The organism is Yersinia sp. 2466 StPb PI (assembly GCF_041538325.1).
Classification (GTDB): Bacteria; Pseudomonadota; Gammaproteobacteria; order Enterobacterales; family Enterobacteriaceae; genus Yersinia; species Yersinia enterocolitica_E.
This window is the reverse complement of the sequence record NZ_JAULSL010000001.1, coordinates 1,367,868-1,393,523: the sequence shown is the minus strand read 5'-3', so window position 1 is coordinate 1,393,523 and position 25,656 is coordinate 1,367,868. Positions and strand designations below refer to the sequence as shown.

Genomic DNA, 25,656 nt, shown 5'->3' with positions numbered 1-25,656 from the left:
GATGCCAAATAGTTTAGTTCCCTTTATCCATCAGCATTTGGTCTCCGCCTTTACGAACGTTAAGACAATTGGTGTGGGCTCTGAATGATATGTGAACAGATAGCAAGGTCATCAGGTCCGCTGTGAGCGGACAATCCATGACTACTATCAGCTGATCTGAAGGGCATTCCACTCATCGCGGGTGATTTCCCACAGGTCAGAGTCCAGCAGGCCGCTGACATACTCTTTCTTATCCGTCCTAATGAGTCGCATGCCGCTACTGGCTGAAATACGCGGGGAACGGCTATTGGCAGCTGCCTTCGGAGCACGTAACACTACCGTGGATGCAAAACCATGGGATTCAACCTGAAGCCTGGGCACCTTTTGCTGAAGGGAAAAACGGGCTATTCCAGCATCCCGTATTAACTGCGATTGGTGAGAAGTACGGCAAAAACGTGGGTCAGGTTATCCTGCGCTGGATCGTCCAACGCGGCATCGTTTCGCTGGCAAAATCAGTGCGAAAAGAGCGTATGGAAGAGAATATCAACATTCTCGATTTTGAACTCAGTTCTGAAGACATGCTACAGATAGCAGCTCTTGATACCGCAACCAGCGCGTTCTTCTCGCATCGCGACCCGGTAATGGTGGAATGGCTGACTGGCCGTAAACTTGATGTCTAAGCCGCTATAGAAGAGGAGCTTATTGATGCAAAAACGTTATCTCGGAACATTCAGGCTTGAAGTGTCTGCTCTGAGGTTGGGAGTGACAACCAGTTTTAGCGTTTCTCTGGCTCAAACCACGCAGCTAATTGCAGAATATCATTTTCTTGCAAAGTCCCTGCGTTGTAGCGTAGCTCTAGCCATGATTGGAGCCAACTGTATTTCGCTTCTGCCAAATCCCGCCGCGAGTTATACAGTTGCTGCTCAGCCAATAAGACATCCAGATTGATTCGTTCACCGCCCAATACGCTGCGCCGGGTAGCCAGCAGTACCTTTTGCGCTGAATCTACCGTCATTTGCCACGCACGTATTTTGGCGGCACCACTACTCGTGAGATTGAACTGGCGTTTGAGTTCCGCCAATACCTGTCTGGTTTCTTGATCGAGCTCCGCCTGCGACTGTTGATAATGTGCCGTTGCCTGCCGAGTCGCACTGGAAACACTCCCCCCCGCATAAATAGGCACATTCAACTGTAGACCAATGTTTTGCGTATCATATTTCTGGTTATAATTATATTCCGCTTCAGAGCGAGAATTACGGGAGGAGGCCACCAGTTGCAAGGTCGGCAGATGACCGCTACGACTGTTTTCTATTTCATAATGTTTGGCATCCAGATTCTCCCGCTGGCCGGCAAGACGGGCATTATAGCGAATAGCCAGACAGCGCCACTGCGCCAGTGTGCGGTCATCGCTGATATTCTGTGGCAGAGTGTCCAACGTTAATGGCCGTAACTCTGCCAAATTAACCGATCGACCCATCATATTTTCCAGTTCGGTTAACTGGCTATCCAACGCATCTTGTTGCTCAATAAGTTGTACCTGAGTCAACGTCAGGCGTGCAGCCGTTTCATCAATATCTGTTTGTGTGCCCTCCCCGGCAACCAATAACCGACGATTCAGTTGGATCTGTTCCTCATAAGCACGTAATTGGGCATTTAATAGGGATGTTTTTTCCTGAGCTAATAAGGCGCTGCTATAAGCCCGATACAGCCGGACGATCAATTCCTGACTTTTATCACGATAGCGTTGATCTGCGAATAACTTACGCGCAATGCCTTGGCGATAGCGGGCATAGGCGCCGTAATCAATTAATGGTTGCCGCAAAGACAGCATGGAGACATAGCTATCGTAATCCCGTTTCACCTTACTGTTACTACGGTTATCAGCCTGACTCACTGTGGAGTAATTGGTGTTCGCCCCATAGCTGTATTGCAAGGAGGGTAATAAGCCAGATAAACCCAAAGCGACCTCCTCTTGCCCTGCATCCCGCTCATAACCCGCAGCCCGAAATTGTGGATCATTATGTACTGCCAATTCCCATGCATCGAGTAATCCCAGTGCATCTCCCCGCTCAGGTAACACTAACAGGATGAAAAAAATGATTCGTAAAGTTAATGGCATCCAATGCTCCCTACTCTTCCGTTAATGCTATGTGCAAGCGATCCATCAATGGCTTAAATAGATAATTAATCATTGAGCGTTCACCGGTACGGACAAATCCTTGAACCGGCATACCGGGCTTGATTTCTAAGTGATCCAACTTCTGCCGCGCCGCCTCACTGACTTCTACCCATAAACTGTAATAAGGCTCTTGGGTTCGTTCATCTAATATCCGGTCAGCAGACAACAATTTTACCGTCCCTTCTACTTTCGGCGTAGTGCTCTGATTAAACGCTGTGAACTGCAATTCCACCACTAAGCCAGAGTGGATTTTATCCACCATTTCTACCGGTACTCGCGCATCCACAAAGAGCGGTTGGTCATCAGGCAAAATTTCCATCAAGGACTGGCCTGCAGCGATAACACCACCTTCGGTAAAGACTTTCATCTCCACCACGGTACCGGCTACCGGCGACCGCATTTGTATATTTGCCAGATCGAAATTCGCTTTTTCCAACTGGCTGAACACTTCAGTTATGGTGGACTGCACTTCCGCCATCTGGGTGTTGACCTCTTTCCGATATTCTTGTTGACGCAGTTGGATACGGAAATTTTGTTCCTGTATTTCCCGCTCGCCCCGCTTGATTTCGCCGACAATCTGCGCTATTTCGCCGTTAAGTTGCGCATAAAGCTGCTTACTTTCCAGCATTTTATTGCGCGGGACATAGTTCTCATCCGCTAACGATTTCAATCCGTCCAACTGTTGGGACAATGCTTGCTTTTGGCTATTCTTGCTACCAAGAACTTGCTTCTGCGCCCCCATCGCGGCCTGTAAACCGGCAATATTGGCGCGTAATCCATCACTTTCCAACTGTAATGCCTGTTGGCGGCTATCAAGTAATAGTTGTTGTAAGGCCAGTATTTCATCCATACCAGTCTGCCGCTTCACCTGTTGTAAACGAGGCGTCTCCACCAACTGTTTATCCCCCTTTTGCTCGGCCAATAAACGAGCTTCGTTCGCCAGCAACTGATAGTACTGCGATGTTAGTCCATCACTGGCGGAGCGTGCCCTGACAGCATTTAAAGTCAGTAGCACTTCACCGGCAACGACCCTGTCGCCATCATGAACCATAATGTGGTCAACAATACCGCCTTCGGGGTGCTGAATGGCTTTTCGGTTGCCAGAAACCACCACAGTACCCGTAATCGGAACCCCTTTATCCAACGGGGCCAGTAGAGCCCAAAGGATAAAACCGCCAAAACCGGCCAATACCAACCCCCATCCCCAAGACAATGCCCGATTCTCACTGCGTTGTATTTCCTGCAAAAATACCTGTTCCGTTTTTTTATTGTGTTCGGACATATGACTTGCTTCTCTTCTTATTGCCACTCAACCCGGTATGCCTGTTGTTTGCGCAGCGCGCTTTAGTTCAGGCTGATTGGACGCATTTAGCTGCTGTAGCTCGGCCATCACTTCACCTGCCGGACCAAATCGCTGCTGTTGCCCCTGATTCAGGATCAATAACTTATGTGCACGAGCGGTCAACGCAGGACGATGAGTGATCAACACCAAGGTACAACCGCGTTTTTGTAGCGCATCCAGTGCCGTCAACAGGGCACGATCCCCGGCGGTATCCAAACTGGCATTCGGCTCATCCAGCACCAAAAAACAAGGATCACCATATACTGCTCTTGCCAGCGCTATCCGTTGGCGTTGACCGCCCGACAGACCCGCACCACTCTCACCAAGCTCCGTGTCATAACCTTGAGGCAGTGAGAGGATCAGCTCATGAACCCCGGCCAACTTTGCAGCGGCAACCACTTTCCCACTGTCAGTGGTACCGAATCGGGCAATGTTCTCCGCCAGAGTACCGCTGAATAATTGAATATCTTGTGGAAGGTAGCCGATATATGCACCCGATACTTCTTTATCTAACTGATTCATATCGGCTGAATCCAGCCGCACAGTCCCTTGACTCGGCGCTTGTACTGCAACTAACAAGCGTGCCAAAGTGGATTTCCCCGAGCCGGAAGCACCCAGAATCCCCAGAGTTTCCCCCGCATTAAGAGAAAAATGAATATTATGCAAACGCGGAGGTTGATTGGTATTGGGGCGGAAAGTGATGTGTTCAACACTCAGCTCACCTGTCGGTGCTGGCAAGGACATGCTGTCTTCACGATGGGGATGATTGTGTAACAGTAAATGCAAGCGGTTCCAGGCTTGACGTGCTGCAACCCATTGCTTCCAGACCCCAATTAACTGGTCGATAGGACTAAGCACTCGCCCGACCAAAATAGATCCGGCGATCATCATACCCGCGGTAATCTCACCGTTTACCGCCAGTAATGCCCCCAAACCTAGCATCAAAGATTGTAAAACAATGCGCGAGCTTTTCGATAAAGCAGTCACAGCCGCAGAGCGTTCACTCGCCAGATTCTGCTGACGGATAAAACCATAGTGCTGCGCTAACCAGCGCTTACGCATATTGCCTAACATTCCCATCGCTTCAATCACTTCCGCATTGCGTAAATGCGTATTGGCCTGATGGGTTGCTTGCATTGACAGCTTATTGGCTTGCGCCAATGGGTGGTGGGTAATACGTTGGTTTAACCAGGTGAGGATGATCAGAAAAATAGCACCCCCCAACGCCAGCAGACCCAGCCACGGATGTAACAGGAAAACCACAGCGAGAAATAACGGAAACCAAGGAGCATCGAAGAAGGCAAACAGAGCATTACCGGTGACAAACTGGCGTAATTGAGTTAAATCCGTTAACGCCTGTCCTGCTTTGGCATCACCATCACGCAAGTTACGCTCAAAAGCCGCATTGAAAACCTGTTGATTGAGACGCAAATCCAGTCGGGTACCAAGACGGATAACCACCAGACTACGCACCCACTCTAGCGCTCCCATAAAAAAACATAAACCAACCATGAGTAATGTTAGCATCAGCAATGTCATCTCATTACCCGAAGCCAAAACCCGGTCATACACCTGCAACATATACAAGGAAGGTGCCAACATCAGTATATTAATAATGGCACTGAATACACCCACACCGTAGAAACTCTGACGACATGCACCTAGCGCTTCTCGCAATCGGTCATAATTAGGAATTGAATGAGAAACCATATCTTTCCTTTAATGGTTTTCTGACAAGCGAAATATTATGTTTATGGCTTTACCTCTCAAGGAAAAAAATAAAGTCATTAGATGAAGTAGATTGGTGTTAATTCGGTATACGGCGCAATGTGACCACTCCGGTATTATCCGGCAAAGTCATTTCATAACCTTCTTGTGCTCGTTCAAAAAATGCCAATGCATTACCAGTCCCATCAGTTAAAGTAATGCCGTCCGGCGTTGGACGCCAGCCCTGCGGAGCACTACCCAGTAACTGTTTAAGGCAGGAGGATTCTCCGCTGGCATGCCAGGTCAAGTTGGGTTTAATTGCCGTGGATTTCAGCTCAATGCCGCAGACTTTCACAACAGAGCTATTTAACTGTAATTGCCATTGACCACTTAAATCACTGGCATTCGGTAGCACCAGACTGCTCGCCATCATCGCTCCTGAACTCATTAAAGTTGATATCGCCAATATGGCACTAAACAGTGACCGATAAGGTTGACGTAATGACCTCTTCACCATAAATACTCCATTATAAACAGTGCTCGGCTTATCACCCGGACGCTGGTTTACTCTTATCAGCACAGCCCTATAAGATAAACGCTATCTTTAGATCAGACTGTTCCATAATTCATAATATAAAGAGGCATTCAGCAATAATTAACCCACTCTACATGCAACTATAAAACTCATTATTCTTGATTTATATGCTATTTTCATCTCTAACACGGTTGAGAGTTTTTTAATTACTACTTCTGTAATACGTGATAAAAACGTCTGATTAAATCAACCAGACGTTGGATAGCAATCACATCAAACAATAAAATCAGTTGCCTGAGTTGGCTGCCCCACAATTTTCACAAGAAAATCAGGTAATAATTGCCCGCCATCAACATTTAATGCCAAATCGCTGATATTAGTCTGCGGATCATAAGTTAATAATGCTTCACTGGCAGAACCGCTAAAATGATCGACAAAGTGAATACCACCGCTGCCAGTATTAAAAACGGATAAATCGATTTTATCTATACCGCCCTCAAAATCCATGATCCAGTCTGGCGCACTTGGTGAAGAATCCGTGGTCCGGCCGAAAACGAAAATATCGCTACCGCTGCCCCCCCAAAGTTTATCTGCGCCGCCGCCGCCGAACAGAACATCATTACCTGCGCCACCACGTAGTTCGTTATCTGCTCCATTACCCACCAGAACATCATTACCAGAACCACCAATGGCATTCTCAATCGTCACGTTGGCGGCGATTGAAACGTTAGCTTTTAATCCCCCGACATCAGAAAAAGCAGCTTCTTCCAGATTGATACGTTGATCAACGCTATAGCCTGAGAAATCAAAGGTATCAATGCCGCCCGCATCCCAAACAGAGAATACTTTCTGATCACTGCTATCTGTCAGGGTAAAAGAGTCGCGCTGAGTGTTGGAGTTGAAACCATAGATATTATCTTCCGTGCGGGTATCCATATTCGCACCGTAAAGACGCTGAATTGCAAAAATATCATCTACCAGTGGCGTTGACGCGTAGTGCCCCTGATGGTCAGCCCCGGATTGCCAAGCATCCCAATAACTCATGATACTGAACTGACGAGTATCTTCACCATAAACCGCATCCTTGGCAAAAGTATTACCCTGTCCGGCGTTATAATTCGCAGGGTGACTCAGACCAAGTGCATGTCCCAATTCGTGCGCCAGAGTCAAGCGACCATACTCCATTTTCTCTGGCTCTCGGATATTATCCATATTGTAATTATACCAAGTGCTGGTATCAGCAATTCTTTCGTTAGGACCAGAAGTGTAACTGGAACTGGTATATGCCTGCCCTCCCGCCAACTGCCCATCAGCCGTTAATGAATAGTTGCCCAATGTAATATTGGCTTTTTCGGTTGGCCCCACCTCGGTGAAGTGGATATTAGCGACATCAGACCAGGATTGCAGTGAAAATTTAGTTTGTGCCACTTGCTCAGGATTGAATTTAATAAACCAGTGAACATCATCCGATTTTTGAGACTGCAAATCGAGGAATGAATAAGTTAGATCAACATCGTGCCCTAAGGTCGTTTTTCCATTCCAATTTAGTTCGCTACGGTTTAACTGCAGAGCCGACTTACCTAAATCAAAACTAACCTTTCCACTTGACGTAGTAAAACCATCACCTCGAACTGAGTCACGAAATAAATCAATAACAGCACTATAGCCACTTTGGTTAATAGTGTTATCGATCTGATCATTAGCTATTTTATTGATTGATTTCAACGTCAAGTTCCTTGTAATTAATTAAATTTACCACCACGTCGACAGCCCACATTAATTAATGGATAAATATTTTCCCATGTAAGAAAGTGAATCCATGTCATATCCTTTGTAGTGGCATCACATAAAGCTATACTATGACATAATATAATTTGCCGACTAATTAATAGGTAAAAAATAATTATCAAATCATCACGATGCATTCTAATTATATGCTTTGAATTATTAAAATCAAGGAATGGCAATTAAAATCAACAAAACCAAAATATCTAATTACTTGCATAAAGCACAGACGATATCACTATATAACCTCATCATTCTTGGTTTAACTTACTAATAACGTCTAATAAAATTCATTAGACGTTATTTTTGTTTCATAAATATAGGTTATCAAACAATAAAATCTGTTTCTTGTGCTGGCTGCCCAATTATTTTCACTAAAAAATCGGAGAATAAATGGTCGCCTGTCACATTATTTAATGCTAGCTCACTAACATTGCTTCCAGCATCATAAGTCAGCATAGCTTCGCCTGCTTTACCGCTGAAACTATTAACAAAATGGAAGCCGCCATTGTTGGCAAAATTGAAAGCTGAAAGATCAATCTTGTCAATGCCACGTTCAAAATCCATTATCCAATCAGCAGCTTGTGGGGTGGAGTCACTAACTTTGCCAAATACAAAAATATCTTTACCTGTCCCTCCCCACAACACATCAGCACCGCCATCGCCGAACAAGATATCATTACCATCACCTCCCATTAAGGTATTACGAGCGTCGTTACCCACGATGATATCGTTACCTGAGCCACCAATCGCATTTTCGATAGTCACACCGGCCGCAATGGAAACGTTGCCTTTCAGACCACCGACATCAGTGAAGGATTTCTCATGCAAGTTAATACGTTGATCATTGCTATAACCGGAAAAATCAAAGGTATCGTTACCATCGGCATCCCAGACCGAAAAAATTAATGCCTTACTGCTGTCCGCTGCAGTGTAATAATCACGATTGGTATTGGAATGAAAACCGTATATGGTATCACCGGTGCGGGTCGTCATATTCGCTCCGTATAAATGCTGAATAGCAGCAATATCATCCAACATCGGTGCAGCAGCATAATGCCCTTTGTTATCGCCTCCGGTGTTTTTTTCGTTCCAATAACTCATAATACTGAACTGACGGGTATCTTCCGCATAAGTCACATCTTTATAAGTCGGTGTTCCCTCCCCTGCATTATAATTACCGGGATGGCTAAGGCCTAGAGCATGCCCTATTTCATGGGTTAGTGTTTGCCGTCCATATTCCATGGTATCCGGGTGGCGTATATTATCGACGTTATAATTGTACCAGGTAGAACCAGATGAACTTCCACTGCCGGGCAAAAGTGCATAGGCCTGTGAATCAGCCAGTGACCCGTCGTGAGAAAGTGTAAAATTGCCAAATGTAACATTAGCTTTTTGGTTGGGAGTGATTTCTGTGAATGTAATATTGGCAGCATCTGACCATGACTGTAATGATAATTTAGCAGTGGCAATTTGTGCGGGGTTAAATTTAACAAAACCCTTATCGCCCCCCGGAATTCGAGTAACACTATCTAAAAATGAATAAGTCAGCTTTACCGGCTGATCAAAAATATATTTACCATTCCACGTTTGATCAGTGCGAGTAATTTGTAATCCAGCATCTTCATTGGAGTAAGAAGGCTTACCGTTAATCACTAAGTCTTCACCACGCGCATGATACTGAAAAAACTCGCTTACTGCATTATAACCACTCCGTGATATCGCGGCATCAAGCTGATCGACAACTTTATTACTACTTGCTTTCATAGATAAATTTCCACGTAATTGGACTTAATCATCATTGAACGGAACACAGCCGATAAATTAATTTAATATTAAATTAAAAACACGGGCATCCACCTTCGTAATATTTCAGAAGAATTAACCAACAAATGAACATGCATGATGAATAATTCGCTAAGTAGTCATGCAAAATTAATTATAGCTGGTAAATATAAAATGCAAGGGAGATCGAGTTTATTTTTATTTATTCAAATTTAATTTTTAATATTGAATTAAAACAAAGGATTATAATTCATATAAAGTTGAATTGTTTTAATAAAAATAGATGCTTTTATTAATTATTCAAATAAATACGAATTGATGGTTATACGACTGTGTTGCATTAATAGTGGTAAGTCAGTAAATAGTGAGTACTTATCTTCATCACAGACTTTATCTATCAAAGTCCCAATCAATTTAGTACAAATTTAGCCCGATGAGAGCGAATGGGATATAGCAGGCTCTGTCGCATTAAGACGTTGTTAGGTAACATGCTGTTTTTTTTTGTGATGTTACCTGCCCATGTCTCTGATCCGAGACGCCTTCTATCGCCTGCATTATCCCGTCGATATTATTGCTCAGTGTATCCGCCTAGTATTGAGCTGTTACAGATAATCCGCAAAGGACAACTTCATCATCCTACTGATGACCAATTGTCACCGGCAGAACAATTTTATCTGCTGGCGGCCTGAAAAATAGGCAGTGCTATTTTGCCGACCTCGCTCTGTTAATGCAACAAACCTACAAATATGGAGTAGTTTAATTTTCACGGCAAACTTAAACCAGAGCTAAACGAATGGGGGATTTACATATTTCGTATGAATAATCAGGGTAGTAATATTTTTAGTGAGATAATTCCAATTAAAATCAACGGCATTTCTTACCTGATAAGGAGTATCATCGCGACAGAAAAATCACGTTAATGATGCAATCCAAACTCGAAAAATTAAAAATATAACATCCAAGATTACAATAACAAAAAAATAGAAAGAATTACCAATCACATGTTCTGTTACTTTGTTCAAAAAATAAAATTCAAATATAATTTAGCATGTTAATTAATCACTCCATGAATTATCATCTTTAGTTAATAGATAATTCACTCATATGGAGAATGATAATGAAAATCTTGTTTATCGATGGGGCACAAAAATCATTGCATTATAACAATAAGAAAATTATGTTAACAGAAAAGGAATTTTTAATGCTAGAATTACTAATAAGTAAGAGAAAAAAAAATAAGATACCTATAGATGAAATTATAACTCATGTCTGGAGCGGAAGAGAGAATACTATAGTTAAAGGCAATGTCTCACAGTTAGCCTATCGGCTAAGAAGTAAATTATCCGCCATAGGGGATGCTATCCAGATATCTATTTCTATGAATAGTGGTGGACATTGTAAAGTTCATCGAGATACGATAACCATTATCACAACAAATAATGGAATTCTCTGCTTATTGCTCAAATCTCTACTGAATGTTAACAAAAACGACGCCATATAATCTTGGTTAGTTAGCCGGTAAGCAATCTTAAGACACTGACAATAACGACAGCTAAATTATAATTAAAGATGATCACAAGTAACAAATAGGATAAACATAAATAATTGCAAATGACTTGGATAGTATAGAGACTGCAAGATATTATTTGAAATCCAACAAGTACGAAAAATTAACATAAATCGACTATGATAAAAGAAGTATATTCATCCATTCGCTATGGACCAAGAATAAAGCTAAAATATATTTTTATATATAGACATGGGTCTGACTATTATTTGGCCCATGTGCTGAAGTAAAATCAACTACTCCAGTTACAGGTTAAGATAATTATTTATACTAATTTTTATGGTGAAATATAATGAACAGATATTCGAAATCAGCCATTGAATATGGCTAATAAATGGAGATACATCATGTCACTAAAGCCCCCAGCAGAAACACAAGTTATTACGTGGGTAATCATCGGTGTCTTATCTGCCTGGGGAGGGGTGGTGAGATATCTAATAGATAAACAAGGAACCCGCTGCAAATGGAGTTGGATGGCTGTAATTAGCCAAGTAATAATATCGAGTTTCACCGGTTTATTAGGTGGATTATTGAGCTTTGAAAGCGGTGCTAGCTATTACATGACATTCATATTTTCTGGATTGTTTGGTGCAATGGGCAGCACAGCTCTGAGCTATATATGGCGTCGTTTCTTCAATCCTTCAGGGAGGTAAAATGAGTAACTTTATTCTTAGCCACATCAGTAAAAGTAATTTACGGGGCGTTCATCCCCATCTTATTAACATTGTGTATTTGGCACTTGAGATTGCAGATATAGATTTTTGTGTCATTGAAGGCGTCCGTGATATTTCACGTCAACGCCAAATGGTACTAACCGGTAAAAGCCAAACGTTAAATAGTCGTCATTTAACTGGACATGCTGTAGATCTTGCCCCATGGATAAATCAATCTATTCCATGGGATAACTGGAGTGCATTTAAAGTAGTTGCAAACGCAATGAAAATTTCCGCAGAAAAATTAAATATTCTCATAGTATGGGGGGGCGATTGGAAGACGTTAAAGGATGGCCCACATTTTGAACTCTCACGAAAGAGCTACCCATGATATTACCTATTTCAAAAATGTATAGTATCGGACTATTTCTAGCCATACTACTTGTTTGTGTATTATGGATACGCTATCAGCAACGAGCTTATAACCAAATTCAGCAAGATAATAAACAATTTAAAATGCAAAATGGCTTATTAAATAACCGGCTTTTACAACTAAAAAGTCAGGCTGAAAATTTAGCTTTTGTCATAACTAGACAAGCTCAAAATCAAACTGAATTGGAGACAAAAAATGATTTATTCCGTCAAAAGACTCGTACCGCTTTGGCGAAAAACTCTTTAGCTAATCAGCCTGTCCCAGTTGATGTTATTCGATTACAGCGCGAACTTATCGAACCAAAATAGCTATCCTTTCGAGCTTATTCCTCGCTCTATTTTTGAAAGAAGCGACGCACCACCATTCGATGTTGAGCGCTGGGGCAATTATCCAGATTATTTTTCCCGTCTATATCTAGCGTTGGAAAAGTGTAATCTGGATAAAGCCACTACCGCAGAGCTAATTTTTTCTGACATGAAACACCTAAAGTCCCCTACGAAAAGTCAAGAGTCATATCTTGCCCCTCTATGATGGCGAGATTCATATGTATTATGGTAATGAAAAATGAACTCTTGCTAGAGTTGTGGCCGTAATAATCATGAGCCAACAATGTTCCAATTTTCAATCAACATTATATTTCTCATTGCATTCTTTCATAAAAAATCCAGTAATATAATCTCAGAGTTGAATCCCATTGGTTATTTATGGGGGTTTTATCTGTGCCAATCAGAGTAAAAAAACACATTGAATTATAGCAAGGTGTTCTATCAACTAATCAAATCTACATTGTCAGTAACTGGTTAACTTGCGACTAATTGTAATAAAAATTAAATTACCGCATTATGCCGAATCTATAAGTCAAAGTAATATAGCAGTAAGGTAAAATACATAATAAATAATTAAAATAAAAACATACAAATACTAATAACATTACTTTTAACCTAATATTGATTTTTTAATGAGTGACATGTTGAGTATTCTTCTGGCACCAACACTATGGTTGGCATAAAAAGAGGATGTAAAATATGAACAAGGTAACTATCACTATCAATACCGATACAAATGAAGTAGACGTTAAAAACTTAACTGAGGCTGATACCGAGAATTTAACTTTGACCGCAGCACAAGCCAGAGCTAGGGTGCCAACTGAGGTTGCTCCTAACTCAAGTACCGAGGTCCTTTATCGCAGCACACCGATTATTCCTGAAAGTCGTCGAAATGTAATGATCACTAATGATGGTGCTGCAAATATAATTACAGCTCAATATTATTGGTCGCACAGCTTTACGAGTCAATGGTTCTTGTATACCTCTATTGACGTAAATGTCGGTGATTCTAAGTTATTAGTTTCACCATCTAATTCATTATATTACAGTAAGGTTGTTCTAATTAACAATACAAACCGTAAGGCATATGTCACCGCTGAGGAAAAATAAACACCGCCTTAATATAAGGTAATTTATTTTTATAAAAAGGAAAATAAAACATTAACTGGTCTCACCTTCGCAATAGTTAAGGCCAAATATTTACTATTAAATTTTGACTTCTGCTTATGCAGAAGTGAGGCCATTAATTGTCTTTAATAAAGTAATGTCTTAAAAAGTGCGACATGATTTTTTATTTTAAACTTTAACTATAGGTATATTAAATGAATAACATTACAGAATATAGCAATACAGCGGCACTTGTTCCTTACAATGTATATGCTACTTCAGCCTTTGAATTTGACTGGGACTCCTCAGCAATTCTTAAGCAAGCAGTGCTTAAAGGGATATCATTCATTCCTTATGTCGGTGATTACTTATCCTCTATTATTGATTTCTTTTGGAAAGACCAAGAGAGGGATATCTGGCAGGAAATTTTGGGTCGGGTACAACAACTTATTGAAGAGAATGTACTTAAGGCTATTAAAGGTATTCTATTGGGTGATATTGCCGAACTTAAGGGGAAGATTGCCTCCGTAGTTGCAGCTTTGCAGGATCATCCTGGTACACCTGAAGCCAAAAGTCTATTTATGAGCGTATCGGTACATTTGGACAGTGTACAACGCAAGTTTACTACTTTTGATCACAAAACTAACTATCATATTTTGCCGATGTATTCAGCAACCGCGTTAATGCAAATAATGTACTGGACTATGGGCATTGAGCGTAAAGACGATATTGGACTGAACAGTAATGAAGTTGGGCAACTTCAACGAAATATTGATCTATTGGTTAAACATGTCGAAGGCTATATCCAAGGGATTTACGATACAGAATTAGAGATCCAATACAACGACTCTGCGCCTAATACTGTGGCTAACAATGTTATGTATGTACATGGCTACTGTCGGGTGCATGGCTTGGAGTACACCGAGATCATTCAAAATATCCAGAAAAATGGAAGCAATACGAAGGGACTGTATTTAAAAACACTGAGTTATTCAACCTTCTTTGGCTGGCCAACCAGTCAGGCACGAATTCTTGCATTAAAAGACGAAATTAATATGCCGGAGCCATTTAAGCCAAAATTAATAAATGGCCGTATAACCCAAATCAAGTCAGTTAAAGGTTTTATTCAACGTATCGGAGGCGCTTTACGGGTAGGTGGATTAGAAGTGACCTTTGAAAATGGTAATAAGTATCAACAAGGAACTGTTACCGGCGAATCTAGTTCAATTGACCTCAATGGGGGTGTCATTGAGACAATAGAAACCTGGGGTAATGGTGCTATTGACGAAGCCAAATTTACCCTAAGCGACGGACGTATCTTAACTGTTGGTCAGCGCTATTCAACAAACTACAGAAAGTTTGCGCTCGAGGGGAAATATATTTCTGGTATTTTTATTGCCAGCGATCGAAGTGAACTAGCCGGTCAAGCTGCAAATATTTGTGTTTCTTATCACCAAAAACAGTGAAATAAATAATTTAATCTATATAAAGCTGCATTTTTGCAGCTTTATCTTAAGTTAATTACAAAAGGAAAGTAAAAGTGAATAAAATACCTCTGGCTTTGTTTTTATATGTTTTTTGCATTTCAGCTTATGCAGTGAAAGAAACGAGTTCAATTTCAGAAACAAGTATTCCACCTGAAAGGAGCATGCAACATTCTGCGAGGAATAGTGAAACCTACACCTATATAAAGTGTGTCTATAGGAAAAATAAAGATAAAAATTTTGATGCAACTTCATCTTGGGAATGGGGACGGGCGGATAACGCAGCCAACAATTATGCTACAGTTAATGGTCATTGGTATTCTAACGCCATTCTAGCTAATATGTTTTATACAAAATCTAGCCACCAAGAAATAAAAAATGTTTGCATTAATACACTAAATAAAAAAGACATTACCTATAGTGACTTAATACCTTACGCATCTGATTACACTCTATCCTATTATTACTCATTCTGGAATGAAGGAAGTAATATTCCCTTAGTAGAAGTTGGCAAAGCGAAACTGGATAGAATGGTTGTTTTCGGTGATAGTTTATCTGATACGATTAATGTTTATAACGGTTCTTATGGAACAGTGCCAAATAGTAATACATGGTTTTTAGGGCATTTTTCAAACGGACTTGTTTGGCATGAATACCTGAGTAAAAAGCATATCAAGGTGCCAGGCTACACATGGGCAACGGGCAATGCAGAGAGTGGCAGTAATCTGATATTCTCAGGGTTTAGTCAGCAATTAGACTCATTTGAGTCTTATATGAAAAAATCTAATGGATATGATATTGGTCAAACTCTTTTTCTTGCTATGTTTGGCGGCAATGATTTTATCACGGGAAATAAATCACCTGATGATATTGTTAATAACTATAAAACCTCTTTAGTTCGATTGAAAAGTCTGGGAGCTAAGCAGGTTGCGATATTTACTCTCCCTGATTTCTCAACTATCCCTGCGGTTAAGAACTGGAGTCAGTCCGACAGAGATAAGTTAAAAAACAAATCCATTGAGTTTAATACGAAACTAAGCTCGTTAATTAATTCTTTAAAATTAACCTATCCTGATGTCAAATGGATTATGCCAGATTTAAATTCAGCTTTTGATAAAATAATCAAAAATCCCGCAAGCTTTAATTATGTAAACGCTAAAGATACTTGTCTGAATCTGAGAGATTCCAGTCTTGATTATATTGCAGGTGCATCACCTAAAGAGGAATGTAAAAATAGTAATGGAGCATTTATCTTCTGGGATAACATGCATACAACGACAAAAATGCATGAAGATATCAGTGATATTCTGGGTGATGAAATTAAATTTTTACTGTAAATGATCGTTAGCAATATAAGTAACCGTTATATAGAAATGGCGTATGTTCACTGTGGAGTGACATACGCCTCTTTATATTATTATAAAGGAGGAGTTGTATATAAATTATGATTATACACATGGCTATTCAAACCCTTGACGAATAGCTTTGCGAAAGAAGCGCAATGCAACCGCAGAGTCCCGTTTAGCGGCCAGCAAAAGGTCGATGGTTTGACCTACAGTATCGACCAAGCGGTACAGATATCGCCACAGGCCTTTGATTTTGATGTAAGTTTCATCCATTCGCCACCGCCGACCTACTGTGCGTTTGTGTCGGCGAAAAACCTTATCTAACAGCGGCACCCAACGATGCAGCGTGGAATGGTCAACGACAATACCACGCTCTGCCATCATCTCTTCCAGGTTGCGTAAACTCTGTGAATAAGCCAGATACCAGCGGACACACTGAGCAATAATATCGACGGGATAATGCAGGCAACAAAAGGCGTTTCGGATCAGAGACATGGGCAGGTAACATCACAAAAAACAGCATGCTACCTAACAACGCCTTAATGCGACAGAGCCATTTCATGTGGGGGTATCTCATCCCATTGAACCTCGGCTTCCCCCTATTTATACCCCCAACTATCTATAAAATTCAGTCGATGCGGATAAGCGTAGGGATACGAGGAAGTTCCAGAGATGCTATAAGGGATTAGTAGACTTAGATAGACGGCAGAAGAAGTATAGATGGTGCCCTACAGGATTCGAATACATCAAGTATTGATATGTTTTATATGGATAAAGTCGTGTTCGATAAAATTTGTACCAACATTTATACCAACAGATAAATTTGTTAGAAAATACAGCCTATTATCACTGGGCTAGCATGCCCGGATAATGCTTGGCAATGATATCATTCATTCTCTCAGTCAGCTCAGGTCGCTTGAATGTCAGATGAGCGGTTCCTTTCTGAAAGTAACGAATGCTGAAAAATGCATCTTCATAAACTTCCTTTGTCGGGTTATCACGGATATGCTCCATCAATCGGGTAGTAACATCGCCACGGTTGTCGGGTATCGGTTTACCATCGAGCAGAAATAGCATTCGTTCTAGGTCAGCCAGTTGATCCCGCCGCCAGCCCCAATTCAAGCTGTAACCCCAGCGATTATGTGTCACCAGATTGTTGATAATGATTTTCTTACCGAAGCTGCAGGGGCTATTAGTTTTGTGATCCCACGACAGCCCCTTGAAAACATTAATTACTCCGCGTTCAAATACCTCGTCTTTCTGCTGGTGAAGTTGCCCAAAGGTACTGAGTATATTGGCTTCGCTGACGGCAGGAATATTATCGCCCTCAAGGTTTCTATACCACTGGTCACGCGCCTGGGCATCCATCAGGCTCAGCATCCCCGATCTCAACATCAAATCTCGCCATATACTGCGATCGAGATTGCGGGTAATCGCTTTCATGCCCGTTTCTGTTTTCTCCATGAGCCAGCAGCCGCAGCGGAAATCTTGTCGCATGGCCCAGTCCTTTGCAATTCCACCGCCAATGCTGTTGGTGATGGCTGAAATATCCTCAAGCTGGTGGATAAACGCTTCAATCTGCACCAGCGCGGTGTTACGCATGGTGATGATACGTTCAATGCTGGTGGAGCAAATCACATCGGTGTGGCCGGTTAGAACCTGTGGCTCATCGATAACTGTGCTGAGTGAAGTAGACATCGTAGGAACTCCATAAAAGCAAAACGCCAACTATTGTTGTTGGCGTCGAGGAAGAGGGATGTTTCAGGTGCCAGTGTCTGCTGTTCAAGCCAGTTTCTGATACACAGCGATATAGAGGTAACCGTGACTGCCCAGCGTATCCGCTTCACAGACAAATTCTCCATGCCGAACCGTAATGCCTTGCTGACGGCGTGGATCCAGCGCCCCGGACAGCAGTTGCGATTCCAGTTTGGTTATCAGCGCGGGAAACGCTGCATCAAGAGTCTGAGTGGCTTCAAGGGAAAAGGTGCCGACAATGTGGGCTCTGTCGCTCAGAAAGTGCAGGTGTGTTCCTTCCTGCACCAGTCTGGCTCCCAACCGCGGCGTAATATCACGTTTCAGGCCCCATGTTGGGGAAGTAGTAATGTGGTTATCCATGTTAACTATCTCTGTGGTTGAATAGGATTGAGGGACTCGGTTGGGTACAGCAACGTTGGCGGAAAATGCGCACGCCACAGACCTGCGGCCTGGCGAGCCCGCACGATATCACCTTTGCTCAACATCGGGTCTTGTGCCAATGCACTGAACCCGGTACGACCAATACGCACTAAGGCATATTTCTCAACCAGGGTATTGACGGTGTCACCAACGGAAATCTCTTGTTCTATCTGTTGTGCAATCACCTGTTCATCGTGATAAGGCGTATCGTTGAGGCTCAGGCCGTAGTGATGCTCCAGCAGGAAAGCGAGCAGTTGTTGATAAATCGCAGACACGGGCAATGCGCCCGGTGGGGTGGGTCGTGGTTTCATGGGGGTGTTCTCAATATGGATAATAAGGGATTACGCCAGGAGACGAGCGGTGGTATCACCAGTTGAATGTGACGAAACCGGGCAACACATCACCCAAGGCATCAATATGTAGATAGGTTAGCCCATGGCGTTTCATTAATGTGGTGACCAGACGGCGGCAGGCTTTGGAGAGGCCCAACTGCCTGAGCCGCAATACCGGATGGTTCCAGGCATCCAGACGCAGCAAATAGCCTGTGCCGGTAAAATGGATCCATTCGCCATCGCCGAATGCCACCTGACAATGGGATATCCGGTACAGCAGCGCATTGTCGCCCTCGGTGATATGTGCCGTGCTGCATTGCAGACCGCGAAGGGTCAGGATGTTGGTTTGTTGGATAGTCGCTAACATGGCAGCCACCCCAACTCGGCTAACGAAACCGGCTCGCTCTCACCGATAATCAGGTGGTCCAGTACGCGAATGTCGACCATGTTCAACGCATTAACCAGTCGGGCAGTCAATGTGCGGTCAGCCTGGCTCGGTGTGGGATCTCCGGCCGGATGATTGTGGGCGATGACAACGGCAGCACAGCGGTGGTGCAGTGCCCGAATAACGATTTCGCGGGGGTAAACTGTGGTGGAATTAAAGGTGCCGACAGAAACGGTTTCACTGGCCATCAAGCGGTGCCGGTTGTCCAAAAAGAGCACCATAAAACACTCCCGCCCCTGAGGGCGAAGATGGAGTTGCAGCCAGGCTTTCACTGCCTCGGGTGATGTCAAGGTGTAGGGCCGGTGTCGGAGTTGGGTTTCCAGTATCGCCAGTGCCTGGCTGATAATCTGTTGCTGGGCAAAAGGCAAAGTGGGGAGTGAAGCACGCATAGGCTGATGTGGCATGGGGAAACTCCTGTTCGTCAGTCAATCAAGTCAAAAATAGCCAGGCTTTCAGGGTGTTGTAAGGCATATTCGCGCAATCGGTAAAAGTGTTCGGTCATAAGCTTATTTTCAGTACGGCAGGCATAGTGACTGTAAGCCATCAGGCAGGCGGTAATACCCGCAGCTTCACGACTGACGGTGGCCCCGTTGCCATTGAGTTCGTTAAACAACGCGTAGTCTTGCTCCGTACCCGGCACCATAAATGCCCCGCCGTTGGGTAAGGTGTAGAAGTCCCAAAAGTCGCCGTGGTAGTCGTCACACAACCGGTCCAGCCAACGAAAAGCCTGTGGTTCAATCAACGCCCATTTGGGTACCTGACCAAAGTGTTTTGGCCAGAAATGGATGCGTTGCGCATCAGAAATCCGGGTGGCTGTGAGTGGGTTTGTTTCTGTATTGAGGGGGCTGTTCATGAGAAAAATCCTTGTACCATAATCGGTTAATAACAAAACAGGCCCCACCGGAAAACCGGGGGAACCTGTTTGTGGGGGGTGATAAAAGTGAGTAAGTACTTACCGGGGAGTGCGTTTAGGTACGATTAATTATCAGCCGTGTGCTGGCTGGGGAGCGGTAAAAATCAGTTGCAGTTGAGTGCAGGACTGTGCGTAACCATCAGCGTCAAAGCAGGCAGGCCAGTCATTGTCCTCGGACATCAACTGGCACAGGCTGGTTTCACCGGGGCGATATGCCAGATGATGGCAAAAAGCGCACAGGTCATCGTCTGATATTGACCGGCAACCGGGTTCATTCTCCAGTGACTCTGGGTAGCTGTCAGCCAGTCGTGCCCCAGCAGGAATGTCAGACATCAATTCATGGCCTGCTGAATAATATTTTCTTCTGATGCGGTGAACGTTCTAGTCAGTGCAATTTCGTACATAGCGGGTCCTTAAAATGAAAAACCCCTGTCGCATATGCGACAGGGGTTCAATAAAAGAATGGATTGATAATTCGGCGTTCTTTATCGGTAATAAATTTCGGTGCATTCACCCTCTTGTGGAAGTACCTTTTGGGCATTTTTCAAGCTGACCTGATAACTGCTCACCTTCTTATCATTGATGTAAACATCGAAACTCTGAGCCTTCGCAATATCTCCAATGAACGATACCCATGCATTATCGGCATTTCGCCACCCGAGAGAGGCAGGGATCCAATACTGTTGGTCACTCATTACAACAACAATATTAGGATTTTGATCCCCAGGATATACAGTCGTGCCATTGGCTAACGTAACGGCTACACCATGCTCAAGTATTCCATCCTTGTCGGGATTGCCGGTGCAGTTGATCGTGAAGGCCACATTATCCGTGCTGGTGATGGTGTATTCCGCATTGCCCTGCCCGAAGCCACTACTCCACATATTGGGGATAGCCAGAGCAGGAGATGCGAGTAAGCAAAGTGATGCCGATAAAACATATTGGCGCATTATCATCTATTCGTCCTTATTTTCTACAATCCTGATTTTGAAAGCACTCGATAGTCGAGATGGCGTCAGCAATTCCCTTTCTTTCGGCATAGCTCATTGAGCGTCTCTTTCGCTACCCATTGTTTAAGCAGCCTGTCGTCAGATGATTCTTTGGCTTTGATCTCAGCCAGTTGCTTTTTATTGATGCACTTATCGGCAATCGTCGTTAAAATTTTTGGCGCAACCTGCTCGTTATACTCCCTCGAAAGATTCTGCCCGGATTGTGAGTCGACGATGCTGAAATAGCATCCTTTCCCCGTATCTTCTCCCTGATATACTACGGTCAAATCAGCGGGTTTATCGTTGGGGGCCTTAACTAATTTAATGGTCTTGCTTCTCTTGTCCGCCAGGAAAAAGTTTCCCTGCCATCCCGTTCTGATGAAAAAGTGATCCGTCCAGGGATAGTTCTCAATGACACTAGCTTTATAAAGTGGCATGCCTAATTGCTCATCGGTAAACCCATCTGCCGATTTCCATCCACTTTGCCTCATATCCGACCAGGCTTTTACCGACCCCACTACGTTGTAAGCCTGCGTGTTAAATGCTAAAAGCAGGCTCCCGAGTACTATCAATTTCTTATTCAATGTTGTGTTCATCTGTCACTCCTGCGAATGGATATGTTGTCTGGTATAAATGAAATAATGGGATAACGCATTAACCTTTAAGCCAATTTTTGGCTATTGAATTCCTTTAAAACGTCATGGATGAAACGGAAATGTGGGAGTGCGGTAATAAAGTCATTACCGGCAGTGAGGCGGCTCAGATCATCTCGGCGGGAGAATGACTCTTTAAGAAGCTTGACCTCGGTAATTTCAATAGCCAGAAATACGTTCAGATATCCGCGATACTCACAAACCAGATACCAAATACCGTCCAGACAAATAAGGCGATAAGGGGCCAGACGTTCATACTGCCGTCCGCCGCTAAAAAGCGTCACCAGCAACCGCTCTGTTATCGCTCGTGTTAACAGATGAAAACTTTCAGAGGGGGCGGCAACACTTCGTAATGGGGTTTGGTAAATAATGCATGGTGAGTCATCGCGGCTGTTCATCAGCATATTGACTAAACGGCTATCAAGTACCGGGAAGACCACCGAGACGCCCGTTTGGCGGGCGAAGTGGAGTACGTCACGTTCGCCTGAGGAAGTGTGGCTCCCTGGCACCAGGCGACACAGACCATTTTTATATTCTAAATCCAGGTAAATCAGTCGCTCCCGAAAATCCCGGCGGAGTGTACGTACCGATACTCCGAACTCTACCGCCAGTATGCGCACGCTCAGTGTTTCACCGTTTAGCAGACGGCTGATAATCAGTGACAACCTCACGGCCAGCCGATCATAGCGACGTTCAGGCTGTGGCATTGCATGGTCTCCGTAGAAAGTTAACTGGCTGATAAATTGTGTGATTATTTTAACTAGGGGGGCGGACAGGATATGGACACAACGGAAAATATTTTTATTTCTACGGGAACCCAGATACAGGGCGAGTTGGTAGCGGGTTCCTCGTGGTCATCTGCGGGATTATCGTTACCCATATCGGACAGGGTGTGTCCGGGGCATCAAATACTTAAATCGGTAAACGACCTTGCGTATGTTCCAGCATGGTCTCAGCCATCACCCAAAGCGCTCTATTCAGCTTCACATCCCCATCAATACCGTTAACAGCACGAGTGCGGGCTGGTTTACCTTTTACATTTCGCCCGTTAAGACCGCCTTTGATTAAGTTCTCCTGGATCCGCTGATAAGTCGTCCAAAGGTCATCAGACTTATCCTCCCATCGACGGGGAGACAGAGCCTGGGCTGCAGTCACCGGATGGTGCTCCTCTCCAAAACGGTAAGTGATGGCAGCTGTTGCCAACGCGTGTTGCGCTGGTGGAGGTAACATTAATGACTGCATGACCTCACGTTTTTCTTCAACACGATCAAATATACCCAGCACCTCATACGCGCCTTCGATGACCTTTCCAACGACGTCGCCTTTATGTGGTACACGCACCTCACCAAACGTTTCGCCGCACACCAGCCCGTTCTGGCAGACAAAGCGGAATAACCCTGGCAGCATTTGGTAACTGCTTGAACCATCGTGCGAATTCAGAAGAATGATTTCAGGAACCTGTTTACCCGTTATCTGCCCCTCGCGACGCAGGCGCAGCATGTGCTTGGTATGCTCGCGCTTCTCGGGATCACGAACCCTTGTCTGACAGGCAAAGAACGGCTGAAAACCTTCTTTCTGCAAGTTGTCGAGGAGGGTAATTGTAGGGATATAGGTATAACGGTTACTGCGTGATGCATGTTTTTCCTCGCTGAATACGCTGGGAACGGCGCTAAATAATTCATCGCGAGTTAAGGGACGGTCACGGCGAATTATGTTGGCAGAGCCAAAGCGGGAAGATAAACGGGCCATAAGTACTCCTTCGTTGTCATTCAAAATGAAATAAAAAAAGCCTGCTGCGTGAGCAACAGGCCTTTGAAATTGGGAGATGAGAGGTATTGTTAATCCAGAAGAAAAAGTCCCATATGGCTCGGGCGACTGAAACCACCGAGTCACGCACACCGAGAATAAGTGCTCTGACAGTTTCAGGTATAAATGGCAGCATGGCCGCTTTATCAAGCACACCCCCTACAGATTTGCCAAAGTCTGCGCGCGCACTCTCTTTGACAGAATGGCTTCTGAGGTTATCGTTTAGTTGGGTTTGAAAAGGACTACTGGCTTTCGCGGGCAAAGCTCGCATCAGGTTATCCACCATTTGACTTAGCCCCCATCCATGCTTCGCGGAAATTGCACAGACTGGATTGTTAGGCGAAAACTGAGAGCGGATATCGCGTAATTTATGGCTGAGGTTGACTTTCTGAAGAGGGGATAGTGTTTGACTTGCGTTATCCCATTCATGGCAAGGCTCAAGTTTATCAGCCTGGTTGACGACAAATAACACCTTGTCGCGATGAGCACCGATGACATCTCGGTAAAATTGTTCATCGACCGACAAAGCCCGGTCATCAGCTTTGATTACCCAGAGTATAAGATTCATGCGCGGTAAAAGGCGCTGATACAATGCTGCATACTCATGGTCGCGCGCAGCGCTTTCACCTACGCCAGGTAGGTCAACTAGCACCATACTATGCCGCCCCATACGTAGGCGAAAACGGAGTGGTTCACGAGTACAGGCTATAACATCATTGACTGGCGTAATGTCACTCGCAAAAAGAGCATTACACAATGATGATTTTCCGGAGCCTGTTTTTCCCATAAGACCAATCACCGGCTCATAATCACCAAGCCTGCAAACGTGTAATAAGATGTGCGCTTTAACTGCATCCGGCAGTGCACTAACAGACTGCGCCATCCGATGAATGCCTTCACCTTTATTCATGAAATTACCTCAGACAACAAAAAGAAAGCCCGCCAGAATCATAAAGACTCTGGCGGGCTTAAGGGAAATGGTCATGGGGATAATATCTATCTGAGATTCTTTTAAATATAGCCAGTTAATATTTAATGATTGCTTTCATGTAAGCATCATGGATGAGAACCTCTAACTCTTCATTTATTTTTCTTTTGTTTTTTCTTACAAGATAATCCAGTTGTTTTTTACTCTCCTTGCCAATGTAAGTGTTCAATACCTTTTTATCTTTAACACCATCTCTAAATTTTTTTTGCCCCCATGCCTTCTTGAGTTTTATGATAAACAGCTCAACCTCAGAATCAGTATGTTTGGAAACCCACCGATCAAACAATGAAAATATTACTAAATGCGGGAGGTTTTTCTTATAAATATCAACACTTTTTTCCGTGATTTTAATTTTTTCAAAATATGATAACAGCCATCGATAATCAGAATCATAATGCGAGCTATATCTGTCAGATGGAAACCAAAATGGATTTTTGAATTTGCTTTGAATTCTTTCCCATACTTTCTTTCGCTCATTAAGTAATAATTGAATATGTTGTTTATTTGATGCTGCACATAGCCTATCAATTAACCTTAAAGCAGCTTCGTGAATAATCCGATCTTCATTTTCCTTAAAAACGCCAACAGGCAGCACAACGTCAAAGAAATTAACCTCTTTGTTATAAAGCATCCGATATTCAAAATGAAGCATATCGAAAACATAAGATAACGCTCTAGGGTTGTTAAACCACGCAAGCTCACCTTCAGGTATCAATGTATCTTTTGCCTGGATTTTAAAAAACTCCAGTTGTTTCTCAGGTAAATTGTTTGTCAAACCTCCTTTATCATTGACTAAATTAAGTAAGTTCCCCTCGACTGAATCACCATTCATAACTTTACTAATTAATATATCCAAATCATTCTCTGATAAGGGAACGCTCTTTCCAACCAGATATAAAACCATTAATGAAAGCCGCTTCTCATACATGCAAGGTATAATTTTTACCATCAAAATAACCATTCACTCTACGTAGACATTAACGTAGTTTCTTGCGTAGATATTCTCGTGTCAATATCTTAATGTAAACTCTGTCTAGGCGGTCTATTTTTGCAAGTAAGGAGGCATTTTTTAGCATGTAATCCGATGCTCAGCTAGAGATTAATGTAACAAAATAGGCGACATAAGG

25 protein-coding genes and 5 pseudogenes are annotated in these 25,656 nt (G+C 43.3%); 9 read left to right on the top strand and 21 right to left on the bottom strand.

Annotation, left to right across the window (positions count from 1 at the left end; all coding sequences use genetic code 11):
* Positions 1-147 precede the first annotated feature (147 nt).
* Positions 148-315 (bottom strand): annotated as a pseudogene (locus Q2T72_RS06230) (GNAT family N-acetyltransferase); the annotation flags it as partial.
* Here Q2T72_RS06230 and Q2T72_RS06225 point away from each other — a divergent pair.
* Positions 315-659: pseudogene (locus tag Q2T72_RS06225) on the top strand (aldo/keto reductase); the annotation flags it as partial. The pseudogenes Q2T72_RS06230 and Q2T72_RS06225 sit on opposite strands and share 1 nt — an antisense overlap.
* 95 nt (positions 660-754) lie before the next feature.
* On the opposite strand, the gene Q2T72_RS06220 reads toward Q2T72_RS06225, so the two are convergent.
* The 6 genes from Q2T72_RS06220 to Q2T72_RS06195 form a co-directional block, all read right to left on the bottom strand.
* Positions 755-2,098, bottom strand: coding sequence for a TolC family outer membrane protein (locus tag Q2T72_RS06220; RefSeq protein ID WP_372568826.1), 1,344 nt, complete (start codon positions 2,096-2,098; stop codon positions 755-757).
* A 10-nt stretch (positions 2,099-2,108) separates the two neighbouring features.
* The gene (locus Q2T72_RS06215) at positions 2,109-3,440 is read right to left on the bottom strand and encodes an HlyD family type I secretion periplasmic adaptor subunit (RefSeq protein WP_372568825.1); all 1,332 of its coding nucleotides are present in this window, start codon (positions 3,438-3,440) and stop codon (positions 2,109-2,111) included.
* 27 nt (positions 3,441-3,467) lie between these two features.
* Positions 3,468-5,210 carry a type I secretion system permease/ATPase gene (locus Q2T72_RS06210; protein ID WP_372568824.1) on the bottom strand — a complete coding sequence of 581 codons (1,743 nt, stop codon included), beginning with the start codon at positions 5,208-5,210 and terminating at the stop codon, positions 3,468-3,470.
* A 97-nt stretch (positions 5,211-5,307) separates the two neighbouring features.
* Positions 5,308-5,724 (bottom strand): protease inhibitor Inh/omp19 family protein, encoded by a 417-nt coding sequence (locus Q2T72_RS06205; RefSeq protein WP_372568823.1) that lies wholly within the window; start codon positions 5,722-5,724, stop codon positions 5,308-5,310.
* A 291-nt stretch (positions 5,725-6,015) separates the two neighbouring features.
* The gene (locus Q2T72_RS06200) at positions 6,016-7,467 is read right to left on the bottom strand and encodes a serralysin family metalloprotease (protein WP_372568822.1); all 1,452 of its coding nucleotides are present in this window, start codon (positions 7,465-7,467) and stop codon (positions 6,016-6,018) included.
* 387 nt (positions 7,468-7,854) lie between these two features.
* A complete protein-coding gene (locus tag Q2T72_RS06195; RefSeq protein WP_372568821.1) occupies positions 7,855-9,294 on the bottom strand; it encodes a serralysin family metalloprotease in 1,440 nt (479 codons plus the stop codon).
* Positions 9,295-9,905: 611 nt separating this feature from the next.
* Here Q2T72_RS06195 and Q2T72_RS06190 point away from each other — a divergent pair.
* The 8 genes and pseudogenes from Q2T72_RS06190 to Q2T72_RS06155 all read left to right on the top strand — a co-directional run.
* Positions 9,906-10,001, top strand: a pseudogene (locus tag Q2T72_RS06190) (IS6 family transposase); the annotation flags it as partial.
* Between the two features lie 428 nt (positions 10,002-10,429).
* Complete coding sequence (locus Q2T72_RS06185; RefSeq protein ID WP_372568820.1) at positions 10,430-10,813, top strand: winged helix-turn-helix domain-containing protein; 384 nt, start codon at positions 10,430-10,432, stop codon at positions 10,811-10,813.
* Between the two features lie 413 nt (positions 10,814-11,226).
* Positions 11,227-11,532 (top strand): phage holin family protein, encoded by a 306-nt coding sequence (locus Q2T72_RS06180; RefSeq protein WP_083159806.1) that lies wholly within the window; start codon positions 11,227-11,229, stop codon positions 11,530-11,532.
* Between the two features lies 1 nt (position 11,533).
* On the top strand, positions 11,534-11,923 hold the full coding sequence (locus Q2T72_RS06175) for a M15 family metallopeptidase (RefSeq protein ID WP_083159808.1): 390 nt from the start codon (positions 11,534-11,536) through the stop codon (positions 11,921-11,923).
* Positions 11,920-12,273, top strand: a complete 354-nt coding sequence (locus Q2T72_RS06170) for a DUF2570 domain-containing protein (RefSeq protein ID WP_083159811.1) — start codon at positions 11,920-11,922, stop codon at positions 12,271-12,273. Before Q2T72_RS06175 ends, Q2T72_RS06170 begins: the two co-directional genes overlap by 4 nt.
* 717 nt (positions 12,274-12,990) lie before the next feature.
* Positions 12,991-13,401: a hypothetical protein gene (locus tag Q2T72_RS06165; protein ID WP_372568819.1), complete on the top strand. Its 411-nt coding sequence runs from the start codon at positions 12,991-12,993 to the stop codon at positions 13,399-13,401.
* A gap of 212 nt (positions 13,402-13,613) precedes the next feature.
* On the top strand, positions 13,614-14,864 hold the full coding sequence (locus Q2T72_RS06160) for an insecticidal delta-endotoxin Cry8Ea1 family protein (RefSeq protein WP_372568818.1): 1,251 nt from the start codon (positions 13,614-13,616) through the stop codon (positions 14,862-14,864).
* A gap of 74 nt (positions 14,865-14,938) precedes the next feature.
* A complete protein-coding gene (locus Q2T72_RS06155; RefSeq protein ID WP_372568817.1) occupies positions 14,939-16,219 on the top strand; it encodes an SGNH/GDSL hydrolase family protein in 1,281 nt (426 codons plus the stop codon).
* A gap of 138 nt (positions 16,220-16,357) precedes the next feature.
* Here the strand turns inward: Q2T72_RS06155 and Q2T72_RS06150 are convergent.
* The 14 genes and pseudogenes from Q2T72_RS06150 to Q2T72_RS06085 form a co-directional block, all read right to left on the bottom strand.
* Positions 16,358-16,723: pseudogene (locus tag Q2T72_RS06150) on the bottom strand (IS6 family transposase); the annotation flags it as partial.
* A gap of 351 nt (positions 16,724-17,074) precedes the next feature.
* On the bottom strand, positions 17,075-17,926 hold the full coding sequence (locus Q2T72_RS06145) for a DUF4942 domain-containing protein (RefSeq protein ID WP_271311729.1): 852 nt from the start codon (positions 17,924-17,926) through the stop codon (positions 17,075-17,077).
* A gap of 84 nt (positions 17,927-18,010) precedes the next feature.
* Positions 18,011-18,343, bottom strand: coding sequence for a type IV toxin-antitoxin system YeeU family antitoxin (locus Q2T72_RS06140; protein ID WP_271311730.1), 333 nt, complete (start codon positions 18,341-18,343; stop codon positions 18,011-18,013).
* A 5-nt stretch (positions 18,344-18,348) separates the two neighbouring features.
* Complete coding sequence (locus Q2T72_RS06135; protein ID WP_372568816.1) at positions 18,349-18,714, bottom strand: TA system toxin CbtA family protein; 366 nt, start codon at positions 18,712-18,714, stop codon at positions 18,349-18,351.
* A 55-nt stretch (positions 18,715-18,769) separates the two neighbouring features.
* Positions 18,770-19,066 (bottom strand): annotated as a pseudogene (locus tag Q2T72_RS06130) (DUF5983 family protein); the annotation flags it as partial.
* A 29-nt stretch (positions 19,067-19,095) separates the two neighbouring features.
* Positions 19,096-19,569: a DNA repair protein RadC gene (gene radC, locus Q2T72_RS06125; RefSeq protein WP_042570110.1), complete on the bottom strand. Its 474-nt coding sequence runs from the start codon at positions 19,567-19,569 to the stop codon at positions 19,096-19,098.
* Between the two features lie 32 nt (positions 19,570-19,601).
* Complete coding sequence (locus Q2T72_RS06120) at positions 19,602-20,033, bottom strand: antirestriction protein (protein WP_372568815.1); 432 nt, start codon at positions 20,031-20,033, stop codon at positions 19,602-19,604.
* Positions 20,034-20,165: 132 nt separating this feature from the next.
* Positions 20,166-20,426 carry a hypothetical protein gene (locus Q2T72_RS06115; RefSeq protein WP_042569334.1) on the bottom strand — a complete coding sequence of 87 codons (261 nt, stop codon included), beginning with the start codon at positions 20,424-20,426 and terminating at the stop codon, positions 20,166-20,168.
* Positions 20,427-20,578: 152 nt separating this feature from the next.
* On the bottom strand, positions 20,579-21,043 hold the full coding sequence (locus Q2T72_RS06110; protein WP_167311689.1) for a hypothetical protein: 465 nt from the start codon (positions 21,041-21,043) through the stop codon (positions 20,579-20,581).
* A 65-nt stretch (positions 21,044-21,108) separates the two neighbouring features.
* On the bottom strand, positions 21,109-21,678 hold the full coding sequence (locus Q2T72_RS06105) for a hypothetical protein (RefSeq protein WP_372568814.1): 570 nt from the start codon (positions 21,676-21,678) through the stop codon (positions 21,109-21,111).
* 65 nt (positions 21,679-21,743) lie between these two features.
* Positions 21,744-22,442, bottom strand: a complete 699-nt coding sequence (locus Q2T72_RS06100; protein ID WP_219651528.1) for a YafY family protein — start codon at positions 22,440-22,442, stop codon at positions 21,744-21,746.
* A gap of 205 nt (positions 22,443-22,647) precedes the next feature.
* Positions 22,648-23,484 carry a DUF932 domain-containing protein gene (locus Q2T72_RS06095; RefSeq protein ID WP_372568813.1) on the bottom strand — a complete coding sequence of 279 codons (837 nt, stop codon included), beginning with the start codon at positions 23,482-23,484 and terminating at the stop codon, positions 22,648-22,650.
* Between the two features lie 16 nt (positions 23,485-23,500).
* The gene (locus Q2T72_RS06090) at positions 23,501-24,451 is read right to left on the bottom strand and encodes a GTPase family protein (RefSeq protein ID WP_372568812.1); all 951 of its coding nucleotides are present in this window, start codon (positions 24,449-24,451) and stop codon (positions 23,501-23,503) included.
* 115 nt (positions 24,452-24,566) lie between these two features.
* The gene (locus tag Q2T72_RS06085) at positions 24,567-25,478 is read right to left on the bottom strand and encodes a hypothetical protein (RefSeq protein WP_372568811.1); all 912 of its coding nucleotides are present in this window, start codon (positions 25,476-25,478) and stop codon (positions 24,567-24,569) included.
* Between the last annotated feature and the right edge of the window lie 178 nt (positions 25,479-25,656).